This window comes from Helicobacter turcicus (genome assembly GCF_019711685.1).
Classification (GTDB): Bacteria; Campylobacterota; Campylobacteria; order Campylobacterales; family Helicobacteraceae; genus Helicobacter_D; species Helicobacter_D turcicus.
Genome location: NZ_JAIGYQ010000010.1, coordinates 51,815 through 71,153, shown reverse-complemented (window position 1 = coordinate 71,153; position 19,339 = coordinate 51,815). Strand labels below are relative to the sequence as shown.

The 19,339-nt window shown below is 32.5% G+C and carries 16 protein-coding genes; 1 reads left to right on the top strand and 15 read right to left on the bottom strand.

Features of this window, described 5'->3' with window-relative positions; genetic code table 11:
- The first annotated feature begins 46 nt into the window (after positions 1-46).
- Positions 47-466: a hypothetical protein gene (locus K4G57_RS07420; RefSeq protein WP_221561824.1), complete on the top strand. Its 420-nt coding sequence runs from the start codon at positions 47-49 to the stop codon at positions 464-466.
- On the opposite strand, the gene K4G57_RS07415 is transcribed toward K4G57_RS07420, so the two are convergent.
- From K4G57_RS07415 to K4G57_RS07345, 15 genes are all read right to left on the bottom strand, one after another.
- On the bottom strand, positions 456-1,235 hold the full coding sequence (locus K4G57_RS07415) for a hypothetical protein (protein ID WP_221532476.1): 780 nt from the start codon (positions 1,233-1,235) through the stop codon (positions 456-458). The genes K4G57_RS07420 and K4G57_RS07415 overlap by 11 nt on opposite strands.
- Positions 1,235-1,642, bottom strand: a complete 408-nt coding sequence (gene vapD / locus K4G57_RS07410; RefSeq protein ID WP_221532477.1) for a VapD family protein — start codon at positions 1,640-1,642, stop codon at positions 1,235-1,237. The genes K4G57_RS07415 and vapD overlap by 1 nt, the downstream gene beginning before the upstream one ends.
- On the bottom strand, positions 1,639-1,983 hold the full coding sequence (locus K4G57_RS07405; RefSeq protein ID WP_221532478.1) for a hypothetical protein: 345 nt from the start codon (positions 1,981-1,983) through the stop codon (positions 1,639-1,641). Before K4G57_RS07405 ends, vapD begins: the two co-directional genes overlap by 4 nt.
- 82 nt (positions 1,984-2,065) lie before the next feature.
- Positions 2,066-3,613 carry a UvrD-helicase domain-containing protein gene (locus K4G57_RS07400; protein ID WP_221532479.1) on the bottom strand — a complete coding sequence of 516 codons (1,548 nt, stop codon included), beginning with the start codon at positions 3,611-3,613 and terminating at the stop codon, positions 2,066-2,068.
- Positions 3,614-3,749: 136 nt separating this feature from the next.
- Positions 3,750-3,932 carry a hypothetical protein gene (locus K4G57_RS07395; RefSeq protein WP_221532480.1) on the bottom strand — a complete coding sequence of 61 codons (183 nt, stop codon included), beginning with the start codon at positions 3,930-3,932 and terminating at the stop codon, positions 3,750-3,752.
- A 151-nt stretch (positions 3,933-4,083) separates the two neighbouring features.
- Positions 4,084-6,051, bottom strand: coding sequence for a coiled-coil domain-containing protein (locus tag K4G57_RS07390; protein WP_221532481.1), 1,968 nt, complete (start codon positions 6,049-6,051; stop codon positions 4,084-4,086).
- A 248-nt stretch (positions 6,052-6,299) separates the two neighbouring features.
- Positions 6,300-14,210 carry an SNF2-related protein gene (locus tag K4G57_RS07385; RefSeq protein WP_221532482.1) on the bottom strand — a complete coding sequence of 2,637 codons (7,911 nt, stop codon included), beginning with the start codon at positions 14,208-14,210 and terminating at the stop codon, positions 6,300-6,302.
- Positions 14,207-14,512: a hypothetical protein gene (locus K4G57_RS07380; RefSeq protein ID WP_221532483.1), complete on the bottom strand. Its 306-nt coding sequence runs from the start codon at positions 14,510-14,512 to the stop codon at positions 14,207-14,209. The genes K4G57_RS07385 and K4G57_RS07380 overlap by 4 nt, the downstream gene beginning before the upstream one ends.
- Positions 14,490-14,792: a hypothetical protein gene (locus K4G57_RS07375; protein ID WP_221532484.1), complete on the bottom strand. Its 303-nt coding sequence runs from the start codon at positions 14,790-14,792 to the stop codon at positions 14,490-14,492. The genes K4G57_RS07380 and K4G57_RS07375 overlap by 23 nt, the downstream gene beginning before the upstream one ends.
- Positions 14,789-15,322 (bottom strand): hypothetical protein, encoded by a 534-nt coding sequence (locus K4G57_RS07370; protein WP_221532485.1) that lies wholly within the window; start codon positions 15,320-15,322, stop codon positions 14,789-14,791. Before K4G57_RS07370 ends, K4G57_RS07375 begins: the two co-directional genes overlap by 4 nt.
- Positions 15,319-16,341 carry a hypothetical protein gene (locus tag K4G57_RS07365; protein WP_221532486.1) on the bottom strand — a complete coding sequence of 341 codons (1,023 nt, stop codon included), beginning with the start codon at positions 16,339-16,341 and terminating at the stop codon, positions 15,319-15,321. The genes K4G57_RS07370 and K4G57_RS07365 overlap by 4 nt, the downstream gene beginning before the upstream one ends.
- Positions 16,338-17,027: a hypothetical protein gene (locus K4G57_RS09135; protein WP_236033271.1), complete on the bottom strand. Its 690-nt coding sequence runs from the start codon at positions 17,025-17,027 to the stop codon at positions 16,338-16,340. Before K4G57_RS09135 ends, K4G57_RS07365 begins: the two co-directional genes overlap by 4 nt.
- Positions 17,024-17,860 carry a hypothetical protein gene (locus tag K4G57_RS07355; protein WP_221532487.1) on the bottom strand — a complete coding sequence of 279 codons (837 nt, stop codon included), beginning with the start codon at positions 17,858-17,860 and terminating at the stop codon, positions 17,024-17,026. Before K4G57_RS07355 ends, K4G57_RS09135 begins: the two co-directional genes overlap by 4 nt.
- Positions 17,861-17,931: 71 nt before the next feature.
- On the bottom strand, positions 17,932-18,699 hold the full coding sequence (locus tag K4G57_RS07350) for a hypothetical protein (RefSeq protein WP_221532488.1): 768 nt from the start codon (positions 18,697-18,699) through the stop codon (positions 17,932-17,934).
- Positions 18,700-18,716: 17 nt separating this feature from the next.
- Positions 18,717-19,325 (bottom strand): hypothetical protein, encoded by a 609-nt coding sequence (locus K4G57_RS07345; RefSeq protein ID WP_221532489.1) that lies wholly within the window; start codon positions 19,323-19,325, stop codon positions 18,717-18,719.
- Between the last annotated feature and the right edge of the window lie 14 nt (positions 19,326-19,339).

Here is a 19,339-nt window from a genome sequence, read left to right as displayed (position 1 = left end):
GTTACCTTTTGTTATAATTTGTTTAAAAGCGTTGTAGGAGATTTTATTGAGAACAGAATATTTTAATTTTGGAAAGATTTTTATATTGATTTTATTGTCTTTTTCCACTTGGGCTTTTGGGGGAAATTTAGGTAAAGAATGGACAATATTGTTCATTGCTAGTGTGTATGTGTTTGAATTAATTTATTTGATAAAACTTATTTTAAGAACACCAGCTTTACCTAATATTTTTCTTTATATTATGTTTGCCTTTTGTATTGTGGTAATATTCTATTTATTTTTGAAAAATGATTTCAGCGATATTTTAAGATTTTCTGCCAGCAAAGAATTATCAATTTTTGCTATTATTCAAGGCTCTTTTGCTTTATTTAATGTTATTTTATTGCCATTTGCTTGTATATATGCCTACATTTTTACAAAAAAAGAAGTGCAGATTTCGGCATTTCATCATCATTTTAAACCTTAACTAATCTCTTCCCTATTCTCCTCCTTAATCTTTTGAGGCGATATTTTTTGCTTTGTAAGCCTTGTTTGTAAGCAGTTAGATTTGTGCTTAATTGTTCCATTCTTTGTGCTAGATTCTCTCTTTTTGTTTTTATTTGCTTTAAATATTCTCTAGCCTCTTTAGCGATTTTTAAAAACTCCTCCTCTGCTCTCTCCTCTCTCTCCTCCTCTTGCCTCTTTTTTAGTTCCTTTATATATTTAATCTCATCTTCTAAATTCCTAACTCTAGCCTTAGAATTTATCTCATAATAAGGCATAAAGTCCTTTTTGCTTAGGGCAGATTCCATACTTAATTCATATTTTAATTCCACTAAAGTTTGTGCTATTATCACTTCAGCTTCTTCACATCTAATCCCCACAAATTGAATATGCGGCGAGTTTATCTCTCTATCTTGCAAATGGATTTCTAGCACACCTTGAATCCCAGCTGCTAGTAATCGCTCTTGTAGAATCCCTAAAAGCGCATTAATGAGTTCTCTATCCATTGGGATATTTCTAGCCCATACATTTGCAGTTCTTAAATATCCAAACTGCTTTAAATATGCTAGAAGCTCACTTTTTAAGTCTCTCTCTCCTGTGAAAAGAATCTTTGAATCTTGTCTTTTTAAAAAGACTTCATTGAATCTTTCTAAAAAATAGTCTTTGTCTTTATCATTTTCTATTAGCACAAGGGCATTTTCTATCTCTCTAAGTAGGCTTTTAGATTCTGCATTTCTAGCCCTTTGAAGCATTATTTGTGATTCTTTCTTTTATGAGTGGCTTGAGTGGTTTTTTGGTCTTTAGGTGTTGTCTCTTGTTTAGATTCTTTTATTGAAATTTCTTTTGTTTGTGAAATAATTTTATCAGCTTTAAAGATATGACTAAGGCTATATTGTTCTCCTATGTCGGTTACATCAAATTCTTGTATGCAAGAGGATAGCCAAGTAAATTTTCTAGCGAGTCTTCTAGTAAGTAAGTTTATTTGTCTATCACGCATCAACTCTATTGAAGTATAACCTGAATATTGTCTGTGTTCAAAGCCATTGTCTAGCATAAATTGCTTAATACTATTGTAAGCTGTTGCAGTATTCTCTCCAAAATGCTTTTTGAGTGCCTTAGTAGATAAATCAAAGTTGATTGCTTTACGAGAGTAACTCATTGCCAAATTCCCTCTTTTTCTTCTTTGAAAAAGCTTATTAAATCACTATTTCCCTCTTTCTCACTCAGCCATTGCCATTCTTTGACATTAAGGGTGAACCAATCGGATTCAACTAAATTACAATTAACAAACACCCCCAAACACCCCAAATCATTCTCATCACCTTTACAATGATAAGTGTTTTTATCTATTTTTATCATTCCGCTATGCTCTGCTATCTCATCAATGGCTTCATACATTTTTGCTAGGTCATATTTGCCCTCACGCAATATTTTCTCTTCATCTAAAACAAAATGAGTGCCTAAAAGCGGATATTTTCTTGTAGAATTTGAAGTTGTCATTGTTACATTCCTGATGTTTAAAATTTGCTAGTATAGCAAAACAAAGTAGTAAATATTTTCATATTTTCCAAATCCCATTCTTTCACACAGCCTCTATTTCATAGGACTTTTTTTCAAATTCATCTTTAAAACTCTCTAAAGTATTGCTAAAAGCTAGGGTAAAGTCGCCTTGCATTCTTCTTTTAAAATGCGCTTTTATATCAATCTTATGTCTATTTATGAAGTCTTTTACATAGCGATTCCTACTTCTATCAATCAGTGCAAATTTCGCTCTAGTAATTGCCACATAAAAGAGATTTAACTCTTGATTTAGTTTAAAAAAATATTCACTAAAATTAAAGGTTTTAGCCTTTTTTATATCCCACATTAGCTCATCATCAAGCTTAAAAATAGCAAGTTCAAGGAAGCTAGGAAAATCATAGAAAAGCTCTACAATATCCCATTCTAAACCCTTAGATAAATGCGCATTGGTAATGATATTTCTAGCTTTTGCATTATACATATCCTTTGCACTCTGCTCTAAGTTTAAGACTTCATCAAACTTAAACTTCTCATATAATCTAATAGCATTCAAAATCTCTATGTCTAGGGATTTAAAGGCATAGTTTTTAAGGGATTTTAAGTCGTTAAATTTCTCTAAATATTTAAACTCATAAGGCAATGGAATCTTAGAATCTACAAGCGCAAAGATAGCAAAAAGAGGGCTAAAGATACTGCTAGGCTCTTTTAATAGGCTAAAATCCTCTAGCTTTAGATTCTGCTTGTTTATTTTATGGATTAGCCTTATGATTCCAGCATTTGTGCGAGTGATAAAGGCTTTTTTAGCTAAGTCTTTATTTAGAGATTCCCTATTAGCACTTTGCATTGAAATTGCCTCTTTATTACTAAAGGTTTTAAGAAAGTAATTAGCATAATCTAAGATTCCTTGAGTGCTTCTAAAGCTATGACTTAAGATACAAGTATAATTTGCATTTAGAATTTCTAGGGCGTTTATGGTGGCATTAAAGCCATAGATATTTTGAAAAGTATCGCCTACTAGAATCTTAGCACAAGGATTGTTTAGGAATATTGATAGCATTACTGCATTAGTATCTTGTGCTTCATCAAGCAAGATATAATCATATTTCTCTAGGGTGTTTTTAGAATTTAGGGCATAGTATTTTAAATAAAAATTATGTGTGATATTTAATTCTCCATCTAGCATAAGATTCCATATTTCTTTAGTGTATTTATCTGCGGATTCTAAAGAATAGGAGCTTTTTAAAAAGGCATTGAAGTTTTGTAATAAAATGGAGAGGTCTTGCAAAGAGAAATCAAAGAATGGTTCAATATCAAAGATGGTTAGCTTAAGATTAATGTTTTTAAATTTTAGTGTCTTTTTTGCATAAGCGTATGCAAGAGAGTGAATGGTTTTAACCGCTGCATTTTTAGGCATTTTTGATTTAATTTCTTCAACGATTGCCTTATTAAAGGCTAGGTAGAGGAACTTGGCTTTTGGTAGGGATTCCACTATCGCCTTTAATGTGCTTGTCTTACCGCTTCCAGCGATTGCTTGAATCTTTAGAATCTCATTTCTTTTTAGATTCTTAGCACATTGTATTATATGGAGTTGCTCAGGGGTTAGGGGCATTTGCAAAATTTATTCCCCCATAATCATGAGATGCTATTAGTGTTACTCACGAGGCTAATCTCGCTTAAAACACCTAAATATTGCCTCTTAAATCTAAAGTAAGAAAATAATAACGGTTTAATCTCTTTTGCAGTCATTAAAGCCCCTCTAACTCATCGTAAATTTCGGCTTCCGCTTCCTCTAGCTTCTCTTTAATCACCCTTAAAATCACCTCTCTCTGCTTTTTTGTAAAATCGCTATGGGCTGGTAAAATTTGGTAACCAATAGTTTCCTCAATATCATTTATAAAACCGCTTAAGTTATTCTCTAAATTTGCCATTTAACGCTCCTTTCTTATTCTATGCTTTATTAAAACATTTAATGTTTGCTTATCCCATCTTTTTCCAACATAGGCTTTAATTCTTTAATACCCTTAAAATAGAATCCCTATTCTATCTTTATTAAAATATGTATCTTGCACTTCAATCATTCTACCCTCCCAAAATATCCCTACTTCTTAGATTCTTTTTGGGTTCTTGTTCGTTTTCTTTGTTTAAGAATTGGTTTAAGATTCCATCTAATCTAGCTTCAAGTGAGGTAATTTTTTCTTTATATTCAAGTTCTTTTTGTGTGGAATCTTTTAGGGAGTTTTGTAAGTGGATATTATCGTTTTGTAATTTTTCTAGCATTAAGTCTTTTTTGAAGTTTTCTTTGTTTTGTTCTCTTAGCTCCTCTATTTGCTCTTTATAATTTGTCTCTTTTACTTTTAAGGATTCAAGCTCTAATTCCACTCTTAGCTTATCTTTCTCTATTGCTTTAAACTTCTCTAATTCTATTTTATAGAGATTTTCTCTCTCTTTGCTTTCTTTTAGGTTGTCTTGGAGATAGTGATTCTCGCTTTGAAGTTTGATTTTCTCTTCATTGAGTTCTTTATTCTCTTGTGAGAGTTCTGCATTTTCTTTATCTAATGCATTAATGGTTGCTTCTTGCTCATTGGATAAATTCTCTAATTCTTTAAACTTTAGCTCTGTTTGCCTTAGGGATTCTATCTCCTCTTCAAACTCATATTTTAATGCAGTGATTTCATTGACTTTTGTTTGAATAGTGCCTTTTTGCTTTGAGATTGTTTCCTCTCTTTTTGTGATTTGCTCATTTAATTCTTCTATGGAATCTTGTGCGCTTGAGAGTTCTATTTTAAGAGATTTTATTTCCTCATCTCTTGCTTTTATGTTGAGTATATCTTGAGAGAAAAGTAAAGAGGCGAAGTTAATCGTATCCTCATTTCTGTATTTTTGCTGGATTGTTTTAATCGCCTCTAGGATAGAGTAGCCATTATTTAGGGATTCTTTTAAGTCCTCATAGGCATTAAAGGAATCTTTCTTTGCCTTTTGTAGTCTTATGTTTGCCTTTTCTATTTCTTTTTGGCAATAGAGTTCAAAGCCATCGGATATTATCTTTTGAATCTGCTCTTGCGTGTTTAGTGGAGATTCTGTTTGGCTAGATTGGGTATAAGTAGAGTCTCCGCTTGTATTAAGGTTTTGGGATTGTGCATTGTGTTTAGTTTGATAGAATGCATTGATGTTGTTTAGTCTTGGCAGGGTCTTTTCATTCTCTAGCATTGCATTGCTAGATTCTTTCCTAAGTGATGCCCTTAGATTATCCCTCTCCTCTTTAAGCTCACTCTTTGCTATTTCTACTGCTTTTGTGCTTAGGGATTCCTCTTGCTTTAATCTCTCCTTTTCTAGTTCTTTTTCCTCTTTGCTTAAATCTCCCCAATGGATAATTTCATCAATATCTTTAATGACTTCTTTCTTACTATCCCCTACTTTATAAGAGTAGCAAAAGCTCTCGTTTATATTTGCTTCTTTTAGTTTCTTTGAGAGTTCAAGGAGGAATCTTGCGACAATGAAATTATTATCTTTTGCTTCTTTGAAAGATTCTAGTAGTTGAATGCTATCTCTTGAATTGCTTAGGACAAAGTTATTATCATAAAGGATTGCGCCTCTTTTGTGATAAATTAGCGAGATTCTCTGCTCCTCTATTTCTTTAAAATCTACCAAAGAAGTGCTATGTGTTAGGATAAAGGCATCTTTAATGAGGCTTAGTTGATTATTATCATTGATTTCTCTTAAATCAAGATTTAATTTTAAATATTCACTATCATTGATTTCTTTTAGATTTCGCCTTAAAAGATTGATTGCTTTGAAGTCAAATTTATCTAACTCTTGCTTTTGCGCTAGGGCATTAAAGATTCGTATTTCGTTGTTAATTTCTTTGTTTAACTCAAAGAGATTGTTAAATTTCTTATAATAATCTATGCCTAAAGATTCTAAAAACTCTAAATATTCATAATCGCTTCCATTATAAAAGACCCTCAAAGAATCAAGTAAAACCCTCTTGCTAAGATAGTGTATATTTAACTCATCAAAATTCGCCCTAAAAAGAGTTAGGCTTATCATTGGGTGTCCTTTAAAATTAAATTAATGTTTATTATAGTGTGAAAATTATTAAAAGAACATTAAATAATATTTATTTAAAATTAAATAAATATTATTTAAATATTTTTTATGATATTAATAATATATTAAATAATTTTTATAACATTAAATAAATATTATTTAAATATTTTTTATGATATTAATAATATATTAAATAATTTAAAATTATAAATTAATAAAACTATTATAACAAAAATTTCATCATAAATTCATACACCATGCCCCCTATCAATGATTCTTTTTGAATGGGGTTTTCTTTGGATATTTATCATATTTTGTGTTAGGATTTTCATTTTATCCTCTAAGTTGTCCTTAGTGCTAAATTCTTTTAATCTAATTCTAGTCTCTATTTGTTCTTGTAATTTGTGTGTTTCTCTTACTTTGTCTTTGGATTGTGCTATTTGTAGTGTGGAATCTTTTTTAGATTCTACTTGCTTGGTCTCTTGCACTCTTTTAGGTTCTACATTTTCCGCTTTTATTTCCTCGTTCATTTTGTTTTTTGCTTTTAGAGATTCTTTACTATGTTCAGAATGACAAGTGGTGGGGTTAGTTTGACAAGCAGTAGTTTGATTAACTTCAGTTTTACAAGCCTTTGCATTTTGCGATTCTGCTTCCTTAGCTTCCTTAACATAGCCTTTAGCCTCCGCCTTGTTTTCTAACCTTTGCCCATCGCTTTTGAAGTCCTCTACTCTTAAATTCCCCTTACTATCTAAATATTTAGGATATTGTGGCAGTAAATGCGCTATTTCTTTGGAATCTAAGTTTATCTTAATGCCCTCTTTTCGCCTCTCTTGTCTTATTTTAAAGATTGCATTAATGTTAAAGAAATCTTGATTTAGCACTTTAAGCAGTGGTTCTCTCTTATAATTTTCTATTGTGTTTGTTTCTAAAAATCTCTTTTTGTCCTTTATTGCATCCTCGCATTCTTTTAGCTCTTTGCTCTTTTGTTCTAGTAGGGCTGGAACTTTTTGCAGTGTGTTTTTAATCTTTGCTAAGAGAGCAGATAGCTTAATATCACCTAGAATTCCATTTTCAAATACGAATCTTAAATTATTTGGAGCAAACTTTTTGCCCTTTTGTGTTTGTAGGATTCCACTTATTAATAACCTTCCTTTAGAATCACTCAAGAATCCAACTCTTAATAAAAGCTTTATATTATTTGCCTCTAGCACTTCAATATTTCCCTCTTTATCTGCATAATCTTTTGCGCCTCTTATGACTTCTAAGAGTTTTAAATCTATTAGATTCCTTGTCTTTTGGAAGTTTTTATCCTCTTGCTTGTTTGCCTTTTTAGTTGTCTTATAATTTAAGGCTAGAACTTCATAATTCTCTTGTTCAAATCCCTTATTATTAAACATCTCTCTTAATGCCTCTAAGGCTTCTTGAATGCTTTTATATTTGCTTTCTTCCTCTTTTAATGCCCTCTCACTACTTAGAATGCTTTTTTCATAATATTTTTTGTAGTTTTTCTCACTATTTAAAAGATTCTCAATTTTGTGCTTTTCTAATATAAAGGGATTGCCTGTGGCGATTGCTTTCATCTCTGCGATATTTGCCATTTCCTCATCTATGCCTTTAAATACTCTTTTATTCTCTAGTGCATCTGCTTTTTTCATTTGAATGAGTGGCTTTAGCTTTTGCTCATTGATTTGAAACATTCTTGCATCATAAGTCTGTTCTGTGGCATATCTATAATGGGCTATTTCAAAGTTTTCTTTATCCATTTCAAAGAATAGATTTCCCTGTCTTACGCCTCTGCCTCTTCTTTGTTCTAGCTCACTTGGCTTCCATGGGCAATCTAGCTCATGAAGAGCTACAATACGTCGTTGCACATTTGTGCCTGTTCCCATTTTTGCGCTTGAGCCAATAAGGATTCTAATAATTCCAGCATTAACCTTATTAAATAATTCTTGCTTTGCCTTATCATTCTTTGCATCTCCAATAAAGGCAATTTGCTTTTGTGGGATTCCACTTAAAACAAGTTTTTTTAAGATAGAGGCATAGACATCAAAGTTTCCTTGTAGGTTTAAGAGTTCCTCTACTTCATAGACTTTTTTAATCTCTTTTTCTCCATTGCTATCTTCTATAATCTTGCCCTCCTCATCTTTTTGGTATTCTACATAATACCTTTTAATCTCTATATCCTCTTCATCTCTTTCTATAATACATTCAAGCTTTAATTCTTTTGCGATTTGCTCTATACTCTCTTGTGTTATGGTGTCCTCTTTATTTATATCTATCCTTTGGGAGTTTTGTTTGCTAACACCTAAGTCGCAGAATATTAATTGTGTGTTGTTTGCATATCTTTTATCCTCATAATGTTCTTTAACTAAAGCAATCATTTTATTAATCTTAGAATCCTCATAATCTGGGGCTAAATGATTTATAAGCCTAAAATCAAGGGCTGCCTTTCTAGCCTCGCTTGTGCAAACAAGTATATTATTTCTTTTAGGGTCATCGCTTAAGTGGTTCATTCTATCTATAATGCTTCCGCTATTATAGTTTCCAAACTCATCTTCAATCCCTATAAAATTTGCGATTGCCTCACTTCTTGGAGCGATTATGTTTATTGCCCCTCCTCCTTTAACTTTAGGGACTAATCTGCCATTAATTTTTTCAATATCCTCTGTGCTTACAATATCCGCATTTTGTTTATAGAGGTTTATGAGTTCTGGAGCATTGATAAACTCACTTAGTCTATTGACAAGAGTATAATTTACGCCACTACTATCTAATTCTTCATTTAAGGTAATGTTTGTAAAGGTTCTTTGCCAATCATCAAAGTGTTCTAGTTTTAGCTCTTTTAAAATCTCTGGCTGTAAATATCTTTGCATTGTGTAAAACTCTGCAATAGAATTTGAAATGGGTGTTCCTGTGAGAAAGTATAATTTGCCCTTGTTGTTATGAATATATTGTGTAGCACAATACATTTTCATAGCTTTTTTACTCTCAATGCTTGGGATTCCTTTAATGTTTTCTTGATTGGTATTAATAAAGAGATTCTTAAAATAATGTGCTTCATCTACGACTAGACAATCAATGCCTAAATCCTCAAATGCGATTTCACTATCATAGATTTTACCCTTTGCTTCTTTTTCTAGTTTTTTCTCTAGCTTTTTAATTTTCTTATCTATTGCTTCTTTTAGTTTATTGGTTTCTTTCTTGTTAAGTTGTGCAGAATTTTCTAGAATTTGTGTTTCTTTTAGCTTCTCTTTAAAGAGGGCAATTTCTTTTTGTAGTATTTCTTTTTTAAAGCTCTCCATTACACTCATATTCTCAAATGTAGAATGCTTCATAACAATGGCATTAAAGTCTCCATTCCTAGCACGATATAAAAATTCCTTTCTCTCTTTCTTGCTCTTAATCTTATCTCCTACTAGAATCTTAGCATTAGGATATGCTCTAATAAATTCCTCTCCCCAAGTGGTGCTTAAGTGATTTGGCACTAACACTAAAGCCTTATTTATTAGACGCATTCTAGCTTGTTCCATAACAAGTGCGACTCCAGCTAAGGTTTTCCCAGCTCCAACTTCATGGTCTAGTAGTAAAGAATTATGCATTATGCCTTTAAAGATTGCATTTTTTTGGTGTGTTCTTAGGGTTATTTCTTTGTTTAAATATGGAGTTTCAAGCATATCTACAAACGCAAACTTCCTCTTAGAGAAGACATTGATTTGTGCATTATAGCTTTTCTCTATTTCCTCTCTATGCTCTTTATGCTTAAAGATAAAGTTTAAGAATAAATCTTTAATGGCATTTGCGCTTTGCATTGCCTTTTTGGTTGGTTCTTGTTCTACTACTTTTTTAAATCTATTCTCCTCAATTTCCTCTAAATGATACACTTCAAGGCTTTTGTTATTTAGGGTATGGCTTAATAATCTATGCAGACTAAAGAATTTATTGCCATCTAGGTTAAAGACTTCAAGCTCGATTCCTATATCATTTATATCACTTCTTTCTATAGTAATACTTTGGGATTCCTCTATATTTTTACTAAAAGATTCTAAAACATATTCGCTTCCTAGTCTTTGGATATTGATATTTATGGATTTTGGATTATTAAAGAAACTCTCTTTGATAAAACTCTCATAAATTGCTAATGGAATATAGTTTGCCCCAAAGTTTATTTCTAAATCCTCATATTTAATATCTTTTGGGAAGTTCTCTTTTAAGGTATTTAAATAATGCTCTTTTGTATAATCTCCTAAATAAGCATTAAAGTTATGATTCTCTTTTATCATTTGCTCTAACTGCAAAGCTTTTTTCTTAATATTGCCGCTTAAGAATTCATCTATTAGGCAGTATTGTTTTCTCCCATCAAAGCTATCTAAATTAGGAAATATGAGTGCATTCTCTAAGAGATTTTTTATAATATCCTCTAGTTTGCTATTTGGTAGATAGCTTTGCAGTGTGCTTAAATCTATGTATCCTTTATCATTAATAGTTTTTTGTAGGGCTTCTTTGGGATTACTTGCTTGAGTTTTATCTAAGGGATAGAGGATTCTTTTTGAAAGAATTTCACTTATTTGGTATGTATAGTCAAAGCCATCTTTTTTGGGTGTTTTTATGATATTTTCTACCGCAAAGATTTTAAAGCTCTCTAGCTTCTCAAGCTCTATTAGGCTTTTTAGGCTGTGTTGTTTGATTAAAGAGTCTTTGTCTTTTTTATTTTTAGAATTGACATTAAATGCCTTTGTGTTGCTTAGAGTTAGAATCTGCTCTCTTAAATTCCTAAGCTGTTGTTTTTGTTCTAAGATTAAAGCATTGCTTTTCTCACTAGAATCTAAATTCTTTTCATTTTCTAAATTTGCATTTAAAAGGTCTCTAAAGGCAATGATTTTTCTTAAAATTGCTTTTTCATGTTCATTTAGTGGATTCTTATAGGTTAGCTTTGTTTTTTTCTCATCTAAAATTTGATTTTGATTGATTAGATATTTCTTAGCAAGTTCTAGCTCATCGGTAAAATATGCCTCTTTTATGTTGAGATTCTCCTCTTTTGTGTAAAAGGTATTATTATATTCAAAGAGATTTTCAACTCTTAGATTATTGATGTAATCTTTTGCTTCTTTACTTAAGTCTAACTCTGCTAGATTTAGCCCCTCATAGTTAAAAGCTTGGGCTTTATTATAAAAGCTAAAATTTGCAAGATTTGCTTGTATCTTTTGTGTGATTTGGTGTGTTAGGTCTAAATCATTACTCTTAACTCTAAGGACACTCTTACCAAATTGATTTTTATAAAAGCTACTCCTTCCTAAGATGCAATCAGAGTGATAAGAACTAAAATAATATTTGTTTAAATTTATATTTTCTAATTCTCCACTAGCATCTCTAAAGTATGCTTTATTAGATTCTAAGAAGCATGCATTATTGCTTTTTAAAAATTCCCTTATCTCCTTAGTTTTGCCTTTTAGAAATTCCTCTTTTTTGCTTGTTTTTCTAAAGAAAACTATATCACTTAACACTTCAGTGTGCGTTGCCTTAAAGCTAGAATTAGGCAGTCTAAAGGCAGAGAGTAGAATATTCTCACTCTCTATTTGCATTCTATGATTATTATTAATGGAATCCATAAAGCCACTAGAGATAACAAAGCTACTAAGTCCGCCCTCTTTTAAAAGGCTTTGGCTTTTAAGGACAAAGTAATTATGAATTAGCTCTCTGCTATCCTCTGCTCTTGCATTCTCATAAGGAGGATTGCCTATCACACAATCAAACTCTCTATTAAATAGCACTTCCTCAAAGGCTTTATTATAAATCTTTGTCTTTGGATGGAGGAGTTTTGCAATACTCGCACTTATGGAATCTTTCTCAATAGCAATAAACTCATAATTTGCAGGAGCTTTTGTGATAAAATGTCCAATTCCACAACTAGGCTCTAGGGCAGTTATCTTTTCATTGCTTGGGATTCCTAAAGCTTCTAAGCCTTTAAACATAGAATCTATTATCGCACTTGGGGTAAAATAGGCATTATAGCTAGATTCTCTTAATTCTTTAAACTTCTCTTCTCCTACTAGATTTAAAATCTCCTCTTTAATCTCCTTATAATCTGCATTATAAAAGAGTGGCTTTAGTCCTCCAAAGCCTGTGTATTTTGCAAGAATTTTTTGCTCTTTTTTAGAATAAGGACACTCTAGGGAGAAATAGCCTTTATCTTTAAATTCTTGCTTTAGGGATTCTAGCTTACTCTCTACAAATTCTCTGTGGAGTTCCTCTGCGTTGGCTATATTCTCTGCTTGAAGTCTTGTAAATTCAAATAATTCTTCTTTAGAGAAGTTTTGGGGGTTCTCACCCCTTTGCTTGCGTATAAAAATCTCTTGCAGTAGCTTTAATGCCTCTAGGTTTGCGCTAATTCTTTGTTTCAAACTTAGCTTAAAGTCAATTTCGCCCTTGTATTCCTCTCCATCTAATTTCTTTAAAAACTCATATGCGCTAAAAGTTTTAAATGCATACTTAAATCCTGTGTTTGCTCCATTAATTTCCTCTTTAATCTCTCTATTTTTTGGAGTCTCTCCCTCTTCTCTAACTCCAAGCTCCATAAATCCTTGCTGTGTTGTTTGTAAAGATTGTGCATCTTCTCTTGCAGTTTCACTCTGTGGCATATTATCTTGTTTATTGCTTGAATCTTGTTGTGTAAAACTTGTGGGAGATTCTCTAAGACTTTTAGGGTTGGAATCTTGCAAGATTGTTTGTTCCTGTGGTATTCTAGTAGAAAGGCTAGAATCTGAAGCTTGTATTCCTTTGTGCAATTCTTGGTTAAGAGATGATGCATTAGGGTTTGTGCTACTTCCTCTAGGGGATTGTGTAGAAATCCTAGAATCTCGCTCTCCCTCTGTAATGTTAGGGTGATTAGATGCTCTTTTATTGTTTGAAATGTTAGGGGGAATTGGGATTGTATTTGTGAGAGATTGCGTGCTATTTTCTGTGCTTTTAAAGAGAGAATTATTAGGCTCTGTGCGTAAGTTTGATTCTGCAATTTCACTTCTAGCATCTCTTGGAGTTGGGATTCTAGGCTCTCTAGGCTCACTAATTCTACTAGATTCAAATTCTCTAGGGCTTCCTCTATGGCTATTATTAGGGATTGTGGAATCTCTAAGGATTCTAGTTTCTTGGTTAGTGTTTGGATTTGGTTCTTTAGGGCTGTTAGATTCTGCTTCTGTGCTGCTTGTATTTGCTTTTCTATGGAGTTTTTGTAATGTTTCTCTAGCAATTGCTGTAATGCTTGGGTGTTGTAATAAAGCTCTAATTCTTGCTCTAAACTCAAGTTCTGCTGTGTGATTGTCTCTAGGCTTTGAGGTTGTAGGGTTATGTTCTGCTTTAGGCTCTTTTGTAAGAATGGGAGGATTATCTCTTGGATTATATTCTGCGCTTGTATCTCGTCCTCCTCTAAGTCCTCGTTGTAATTCTCCCTCTCGTTGCTCATCTCTAGTTTGTAATTCTCTAATTGTTCCTCCCATCCCATTAGATAATCTAGCCTCATCGTTAAGCTCTGGTAAGTCTCGTTCTCCTCTAATTCCGCTTGGCTCATTTTTGATTCTAGTTTGGAGATTTGAATCTCTAATTGGCTCATCTCCTCCTCTCTTTGTTTGTCTATCTCTGCTTCCTCCGCCTCCCTCTTTAGTATTTGTATCTGTGTTTGTTTGTAATATTCTTGGATTTTTTCTATTAGATTGTGCATTTTCGTTTTCCTTTAAGAGATTTTCTACTTGTAATTTTAAATCTTTATCATAATATCTAAAATTTCCATTTTCTTTTATGGCAAGGGAGATTGTATTTATCCCCTCAAACTCGCTTAGAATTGTATCAATATTATATTCCTCTATCACTTCGCTAAAATCTGGCTTCTCTGCTAATTCTGTGAAAAGCTCAAGATTATTCTCTAGGGCTTTAGTTAGAATGTAGGATTTAAGGGAATGCTTGGTTTTAGGCTTTGATTCTTGGGTGGGATTATTTAAATTCTCTGCGCTTTGCGTATCATTGTCATTCTGAAGTAGCGAAGCTGCTGAAGTATCTCTTTGGGATTGTTGGGATTCTAAGAGTTGCAAAAGCTCATCATCAAGGGATTCTAAGATTATGGCGATATTGCTTAGATTTTTATAGTTTGAGTAGGTTAGGAGTGCTTTCATCTTTTATGCTTTCTTTGTTGGGATTGTTGGGTTTGCGTTGGAGTGGAATCTTTGGCTTTTAGTGAGGTGCTGTTTGAGAATTCTTGAATCGCTATTTTGGTTTGGGATTGTGCATGATTAGAATCATTAAATTGTGGTATAATTCCCTGTGAATCTATTATAGAAAGCGTTTTTGCGCCAGATGAATTTTGATTCATTAGCTCCACATCATTCATTTTTGTTTGATTTGTAGAGGGTGTTGGGGTCTCTACCTGTAATAGATTTTCTTGATTTTCAAATCTACGCATTTCTTTTAGTCTCATTTTGATTGTTTTTGTTTTTAATAATTACATCACCCATTTTTTCATCATTAAGTTCTCTTATAGCCTTATAAACATCATAGTTTTCATCTCTTTTTGCATCAAAAATTTTTTGAGGGTCTTTGACGACTTTTTCAATAACCTTTGCCACATCTTGCATATCATTAAACATTTCTTTGTGTCTATCATAGAGTTTTTGTAGATTTGCAACTGCTTTACTATCTCCTAAAAGCTCCGCTAATCTATGGCATAGCTCAAAGATTTCTAATTCTTTTTCACTCATTTTTGCTTCCTTTTGTGTGCTTGGTTTAGAATGCTTGTTTGGGATTGTGTGTTTTCATAATAAGCTTTAACTTTAGGATTCTTAAATTCCATTCTTTGACTAAGATTCCTATCAGAGTAAAAGGTTATAATTATGTCGTTAGAGGGGGATGAGTGGCAGTTGTCGCCCTCCCCTCTGATTCTATCAGCTATTGCCCTAAATCTAACCTTTTCTTTATTTTCCCATTCATAAATCTTAGCTTCCTTTTCGTCTATAAAAGGCTCATCAAAGTTTTTCAAATATACCCTTAGAGAGTTTCCAAGATTTAAAAGCTCTTCTAGTGTTGTCTCGCCCTCACTTCCTTTTTCTAAATGTAGCTTTATATGTTCTGCGCCTAAGCCTCTATCTTTTCTAGTAGAATGAAACCCTCTTACATACATTGCAATATATGTAATCACAGCATTTTCTACTGCTTCAATATCTTTTTGAATAGGAGTTGCCCTTTTTGCATTAAAGGTTACATTTACAATTCCGCGCTTCTCTTGTTTCATCTGCGGTGCTTTCTTGTGTTTGTTTGGGTGTTTTCTAGGTCTGGGAATAGGCTATGTTGGGATTGTTTAGATTCCTCTTTATCCATTTCTTCTGCGGTTTTTAGGATATTGCCATTAATATCTGTAACGCTTATATTTTGTATCTTTATACCATTTGAAGTTGGGATTAGAGCTTTTGTAATGCAATATGCTTTGGGTTGTGATTCTTGAGATTCTTTAAGAGATTCTTTGGGCTTATCGCCCTCAGAATGGCTAGAATAAAGGCTAGTTTTATTGGCATTATTGTCATATTCAATACTGCTATTGTCATACTTGGACGAAGCCGAAGTATCTATTTGTGATTCTATGCTTTTAGATTCTGCCTCTAGCATTCCTAAATTTTTAAGTTCTTGGATTTCCTCTTGTGGAATGGTTGTTGTTTTTTCTTGAAATGTGAAAAGATATTTTGCTAAAGTCTCTTTTGCTTCCTCTAAAAGCTCTATTTCGTTTTTATTTAAAGATTCTTGGTTTAATAAAAGTGCACTTGCACTCTCTAGTAAGAATCCTATTTGTTCTTTATTGATTTCTTGTAAGCTTGTTATTTCCTCTAGTTTGGCTAGGAAGCTTAGAAGTTTTGCTTTATCGGATTCTTGAGATTCTTCGCTTCGTTCAGAATGATGAGGGGCTAATGTTTGGCTTAAAGTGGAATCCTTAGTTTGAGTATTGTCATATTCAATACCGCTATTGTTGGGCGAAGCCGAAGTATCTCTATGGGATTGCGCATTTTTAGATTCTTGTGCTTTTAATTGTAGGGTATTAAGATTCTCTAAAAGATGAGTGATTTTTGCATTTATTTCATTTTTGTAACGCTCTTTTGATTGATTTTGCTTTGGTTCAAAGTTCTCTAATCTCTCTAGCAATAATCTAAAGGTATTAAAGTCTTTAAAGCTAAGTTTAGAATCCTTAATGTAATTTATTTTATCTTGTATTTCTTTTGAAATGGGTAGGTCATTTAGAATCATTTTAGCTATTTGTGTCATTTGTGCTTCCTTTTTGGTTTAGCTTTTTTAAAAGAATCTGCGCTTTGGGCGGAATCTCTTTTAGATTTTGCATTTTTCTCTATTTTAGAATCTTGCGTGAGATTCTTTGTATTTTCTTGCATCTCTCTTCCTCTTTTAGCCTCTTGCTTTGCCTGTAATTTAGATTCTAAATTCTCGTAATTGTCCTCTTGTGTTTTAGATTCTAAAGGTGTTTTAGATTGTGGTATAATATTGTTATCTATTGTAGAAAGTGCATTTGCACTAGATAGATTCTCATCTATTAGCTCCAATCCATTAAGCTGGTGTGTAGAGGGTGTTGGGGTCTCTACCTGCAATAGATTTTCTTTATTCTTTAATCTCTCAAACTCCCCTATTCTTTTCTTGTTGGCGTGAAATATCTCATTTGTTCCTTTTTCATTTTTGATGACTACATCAGCCATCTTTTCAGTATTTAGAATTTTTGCTACTTTAATTACTTCATAATTTCTATTGTCTTTGTTGGCATCAACGATAATTTCAGGCTCACTCACGACTTTTTGAATTGTGTTTGCAACCTCTTGCATATCTTTAAACATTTCAGGATGTCGTTTCCATAATGCTTTTAAATCTGCAATGGCTTCTTTATCTCCTAGAAGTTCTCTCAATCTCTCACAGAGTTCAAATATTTCTAGTTCTTTCTCGCTCATCTGCGATGCTTTCTATGGGATTGTTGGGATTCTTCAGCTAAAGCTTCAGAATGACAAGAAATAAGGTCGGTTTGACAAATGGAATCCTTAGCTTGATCATTTAAAGTAGATTCTTGGGATTTTGCATTCTGTGCTATTGCATTCTTTAATGCATCAAGTTTTAAAAACGCATCAATGCTTGTGTAATCACTCTCATAATCTGGATTCTCTAAAAGGTAGCATTTTAATTGTTCTTTGGAATAAGGAGATAGAGTTAGGGTATTTAAATCAATAATGTTATTGCTATCCAAAGAATAGCTTAATTCTAAATCAATGGGCAGGGATTCCTTTTGTTCCTCTAGTAATTCTATTAAAAAAGATATTTTTGCATAATCGCTATAATTTTCATTTAATAAATAATCTACATCGCTTTTATAATCTTTTAAAATGTTTGTAATTAGGTTTTGTGCTAGGGCTTCTTTTAGGGATTCTAAATTGCTTAAATCAATTTGGGATTTATCTATTAAATCCTCTGCATAAAGAGAGCAAAGCGCACTATAATCAAGATAGATTCCATTTAAGAGGTCGCATAATGGAAAATCCCCAAAGGGATTATGTGCATTAGGGTTTTGGTTGTATTTCTCTACTTCTAAGGCTAAATCATAGAGATTTTCATTTACATAATTTTCATCTTTAAAGAAATGTTCTACTAAGCCTAATTGCTCTTTTAAATAATTTAGAATCTCTAATTCTTGCTTATCTTTGCCATTGTTCTGCCATTGGCACCTTATGGCTAATTCGTTATTAAAAGAAATGTTGAATCTCTCTTTAAATTCCTCTAATGTGCTTTGCATTGTTTTTTCCTCCTAAAGTCTTTTATCGGCTATGCCTGTGGCTTCGTAAATTTCTATCATTTTCTTATGCTTTATCTGCGATTCTTTCTTGTGTGTGTTTGGGGTTCTGTGTTTTCCGCATTTTCTTGGTTTTTCAGTTTTAATTCTTTAGTCCTATCCGTTAATTCATAGCGTTTGCTTTCATTTAGGTAGTTGATTACTTCTTGTAAGTTTTGTGAATCTGTGGCATAAGTAAAAATGCAATAAGTATCGTATCTATCACTATGTGCTAAATCTTTAAATATTGCTACACAATAGCCTAGAGATTCTAGCTTTTCCTTTGCATTTAGAGCATATTCCTTTAAGAGTGGCTCATCAAAGAGTAGGGCTTTATCGCTAAAGGCTTGTTGAGGGTAAGCACAAGGTATTAAATCCCCATAGACTTCATTTGCGAAGAAGTCCTTAAAGTCCTCATTTAGTTCTGCTATGTCTTGGTTTTTATTTATTAGATGTGGATAGTCTAATAAGATAACTAAATGTTTGTTAATATTATTAATTAACTCTTGTTCGTTCGCATTTTTTGCCTCATGTATTTTAATTGCATCGTTTTCATAGGATTTGTTTTGCTGGGTGCTTAGAGCAAAAGCTAGGTTTTCATCTCTTAGGTTTTTAGGGTTTAAAACATTCCATTCACTCTTATCACTTGCAAAAATTGCATATTCTAATCCCAATCCTTTGGGCTGTAAGATAATGGCATTAAACAAAGCGAAATTCTCATTATTGTATCCACAATAACAATCAAAAAGTGTATATTTTACGCCCCTTTTTTCAAGCACTTCTCTTGCGTTCTGAATAGTCATTTTTTATCCTTATTGCTTTATCTGCGATTCTTTCTTGTGTGTGTTTGGGATTGAGATTCTTCACTGCATTCAGAATGATAAGTGGCGGAATCGCTTTGCTTTAATGCTTTCTCTTTTTCTTGCTCTAAATTAAATTGCGCTTTCTCTAAGAAATTCTTTGCCTCTAGGCTTATAGAATCTAAAAGTGTGTTATCCTTTTGCAGTGCTTCTCTTAGAATCTCTTGGGATTCCTTACTTAAATAACTACTTGTATCAAGAAAGTTTCCATCAACTTCAAAGTCTATTTCCTTATAGATTTCTGCTTCCTCTAAAAGCGCGTTTATTTCATCGCTAACCTCTTCTGCCATTTTGGATTCCACTAGGGCTACTAAATCTATTTGTGAGGAATCCTCAAATTCATTTGCTAAAGAGGCTAAATATTCTCCAGCAGCACAATCTACTTCTAATTTGTATTCGTGGATTCTTTCAAAGGCAGTGGCTATGTCTGCTACACCTCCATATTTCATATTTGAAGTTTCCATAAAGAAGTTTTGGATATTTTTTAAATAAAAATTATCATTTCTTAGTTTTTTAATTGTTTCTTGTAGTTCTTTGTTTTCTAGCTTTAAATCTTGTATTGTTTGCATTTGTTATCCTTTTT

Bases quoted from the DNA above. Each gene is read 5' to 3' on its own strand.
- K4G57_RS07415 (WP_221532476.1), bottom strand. From the start codon at position 1,235: ATGCTTCAAAGGGCTAGAAATGCAGAATCTAAAAGCCTACTTAGAGAG.
- K4G57_RS07390 (WP_221532481.1), bottom strand. From the start codon at position 6,051: ATGATAAGCCTAACTCTTTTTAGGGCGAATTTTGATGAGTTAAATATA.
- K4G57_RS07385 (WP_221532482.1), bottom strand. From the start codon at position 14,210: ATGAAAGCACTCCTAACCTACTCAAACTATAAAAATCTAAGCAATATC.
- K4G57_RS07375 (WP_221532484.1), bottom strand. From the start codon at position 14,792: ATGAGTGAAAAAGAATTAGAAATCTTTGAGCTATGCCATAGATTAGCG.
- K4G57_RS07365 (WP_221532486.1), bottom strand. From the start codon at position 16,341: ATGACACAAATAGCTAAAATGATTCTAAATGACCTACCCATTTCAAAA.
- K4G57_RS07370 (WP_221532485.1), bottom strand. From the start codon at position 15,322: ATGAAACAAGAGAAGCGCGGAATTGTAAATGTAACCTTTAATGCAAAA.
- K4G57_RS07380 (WP_221532483.1), bottom strand. From the start codon at position 14,512: ATGAGACTAAAAGAAATGCGTAGATTTGAAAATCAAGAAAATCTATTA.
- K4G57_RS07405 (WP_221532478.1), bottom strand. From the start codon at position 1,983: ATGACAACTTCAAATTCTACAAGAAAATATCCGCTTTTAGGCACTCAT.
- vapD (WP_221532477.1), bottom strand. From the start codon at position 1,642: ATGAGTTACTCTCGTAAAGCAATCAACTTTGATTTATCTACTAAGGCA.
- K4G57_RS07400 (WP_221532479.1), bottom strand. From the start codon at position 3,613: ATGCCCCTAACCCCTGAGCAACTCCATATAATACAATGTGCTAAGAAT.
- K4G57_RS07345 (WP_221532489.1), bottom strand. From the start codon at position 19,325: ATGCAAACAATACAAGATTTAAAGCTAGAAAACAAAGAACTACAAGAA.
- K4G57_RS07350 (WP_221532488.1), bottom strand. From the start codon at position 18,699: ATGACTATTCAGAACGCAAGAGAAGTGCTTGAAAAAAGGGGCGTAAAA.
- K4G57_RS09135 (WP_236033271.1), bottom strand. From the start codon at position 17,027: ATGAGCGAGAAAGAACTAGAAATATTTGAACTCTGTGAGAGATTGAGA.
- K4G57_RS07355 (WP_221532487.1), bottom strand. From the start codon at position 17,860: ATGCAAAGCACATTAGAGGAATTTAAAGAGAGATTCAACATTTCTTTT.
- K4G57_RS07395 (WP_221532480.1), bottom strand. From the start codon at position 3,932: ATGGCAAATTTAGAGAATAACTTAAGCGGTTTTATAAATGATATTGAG.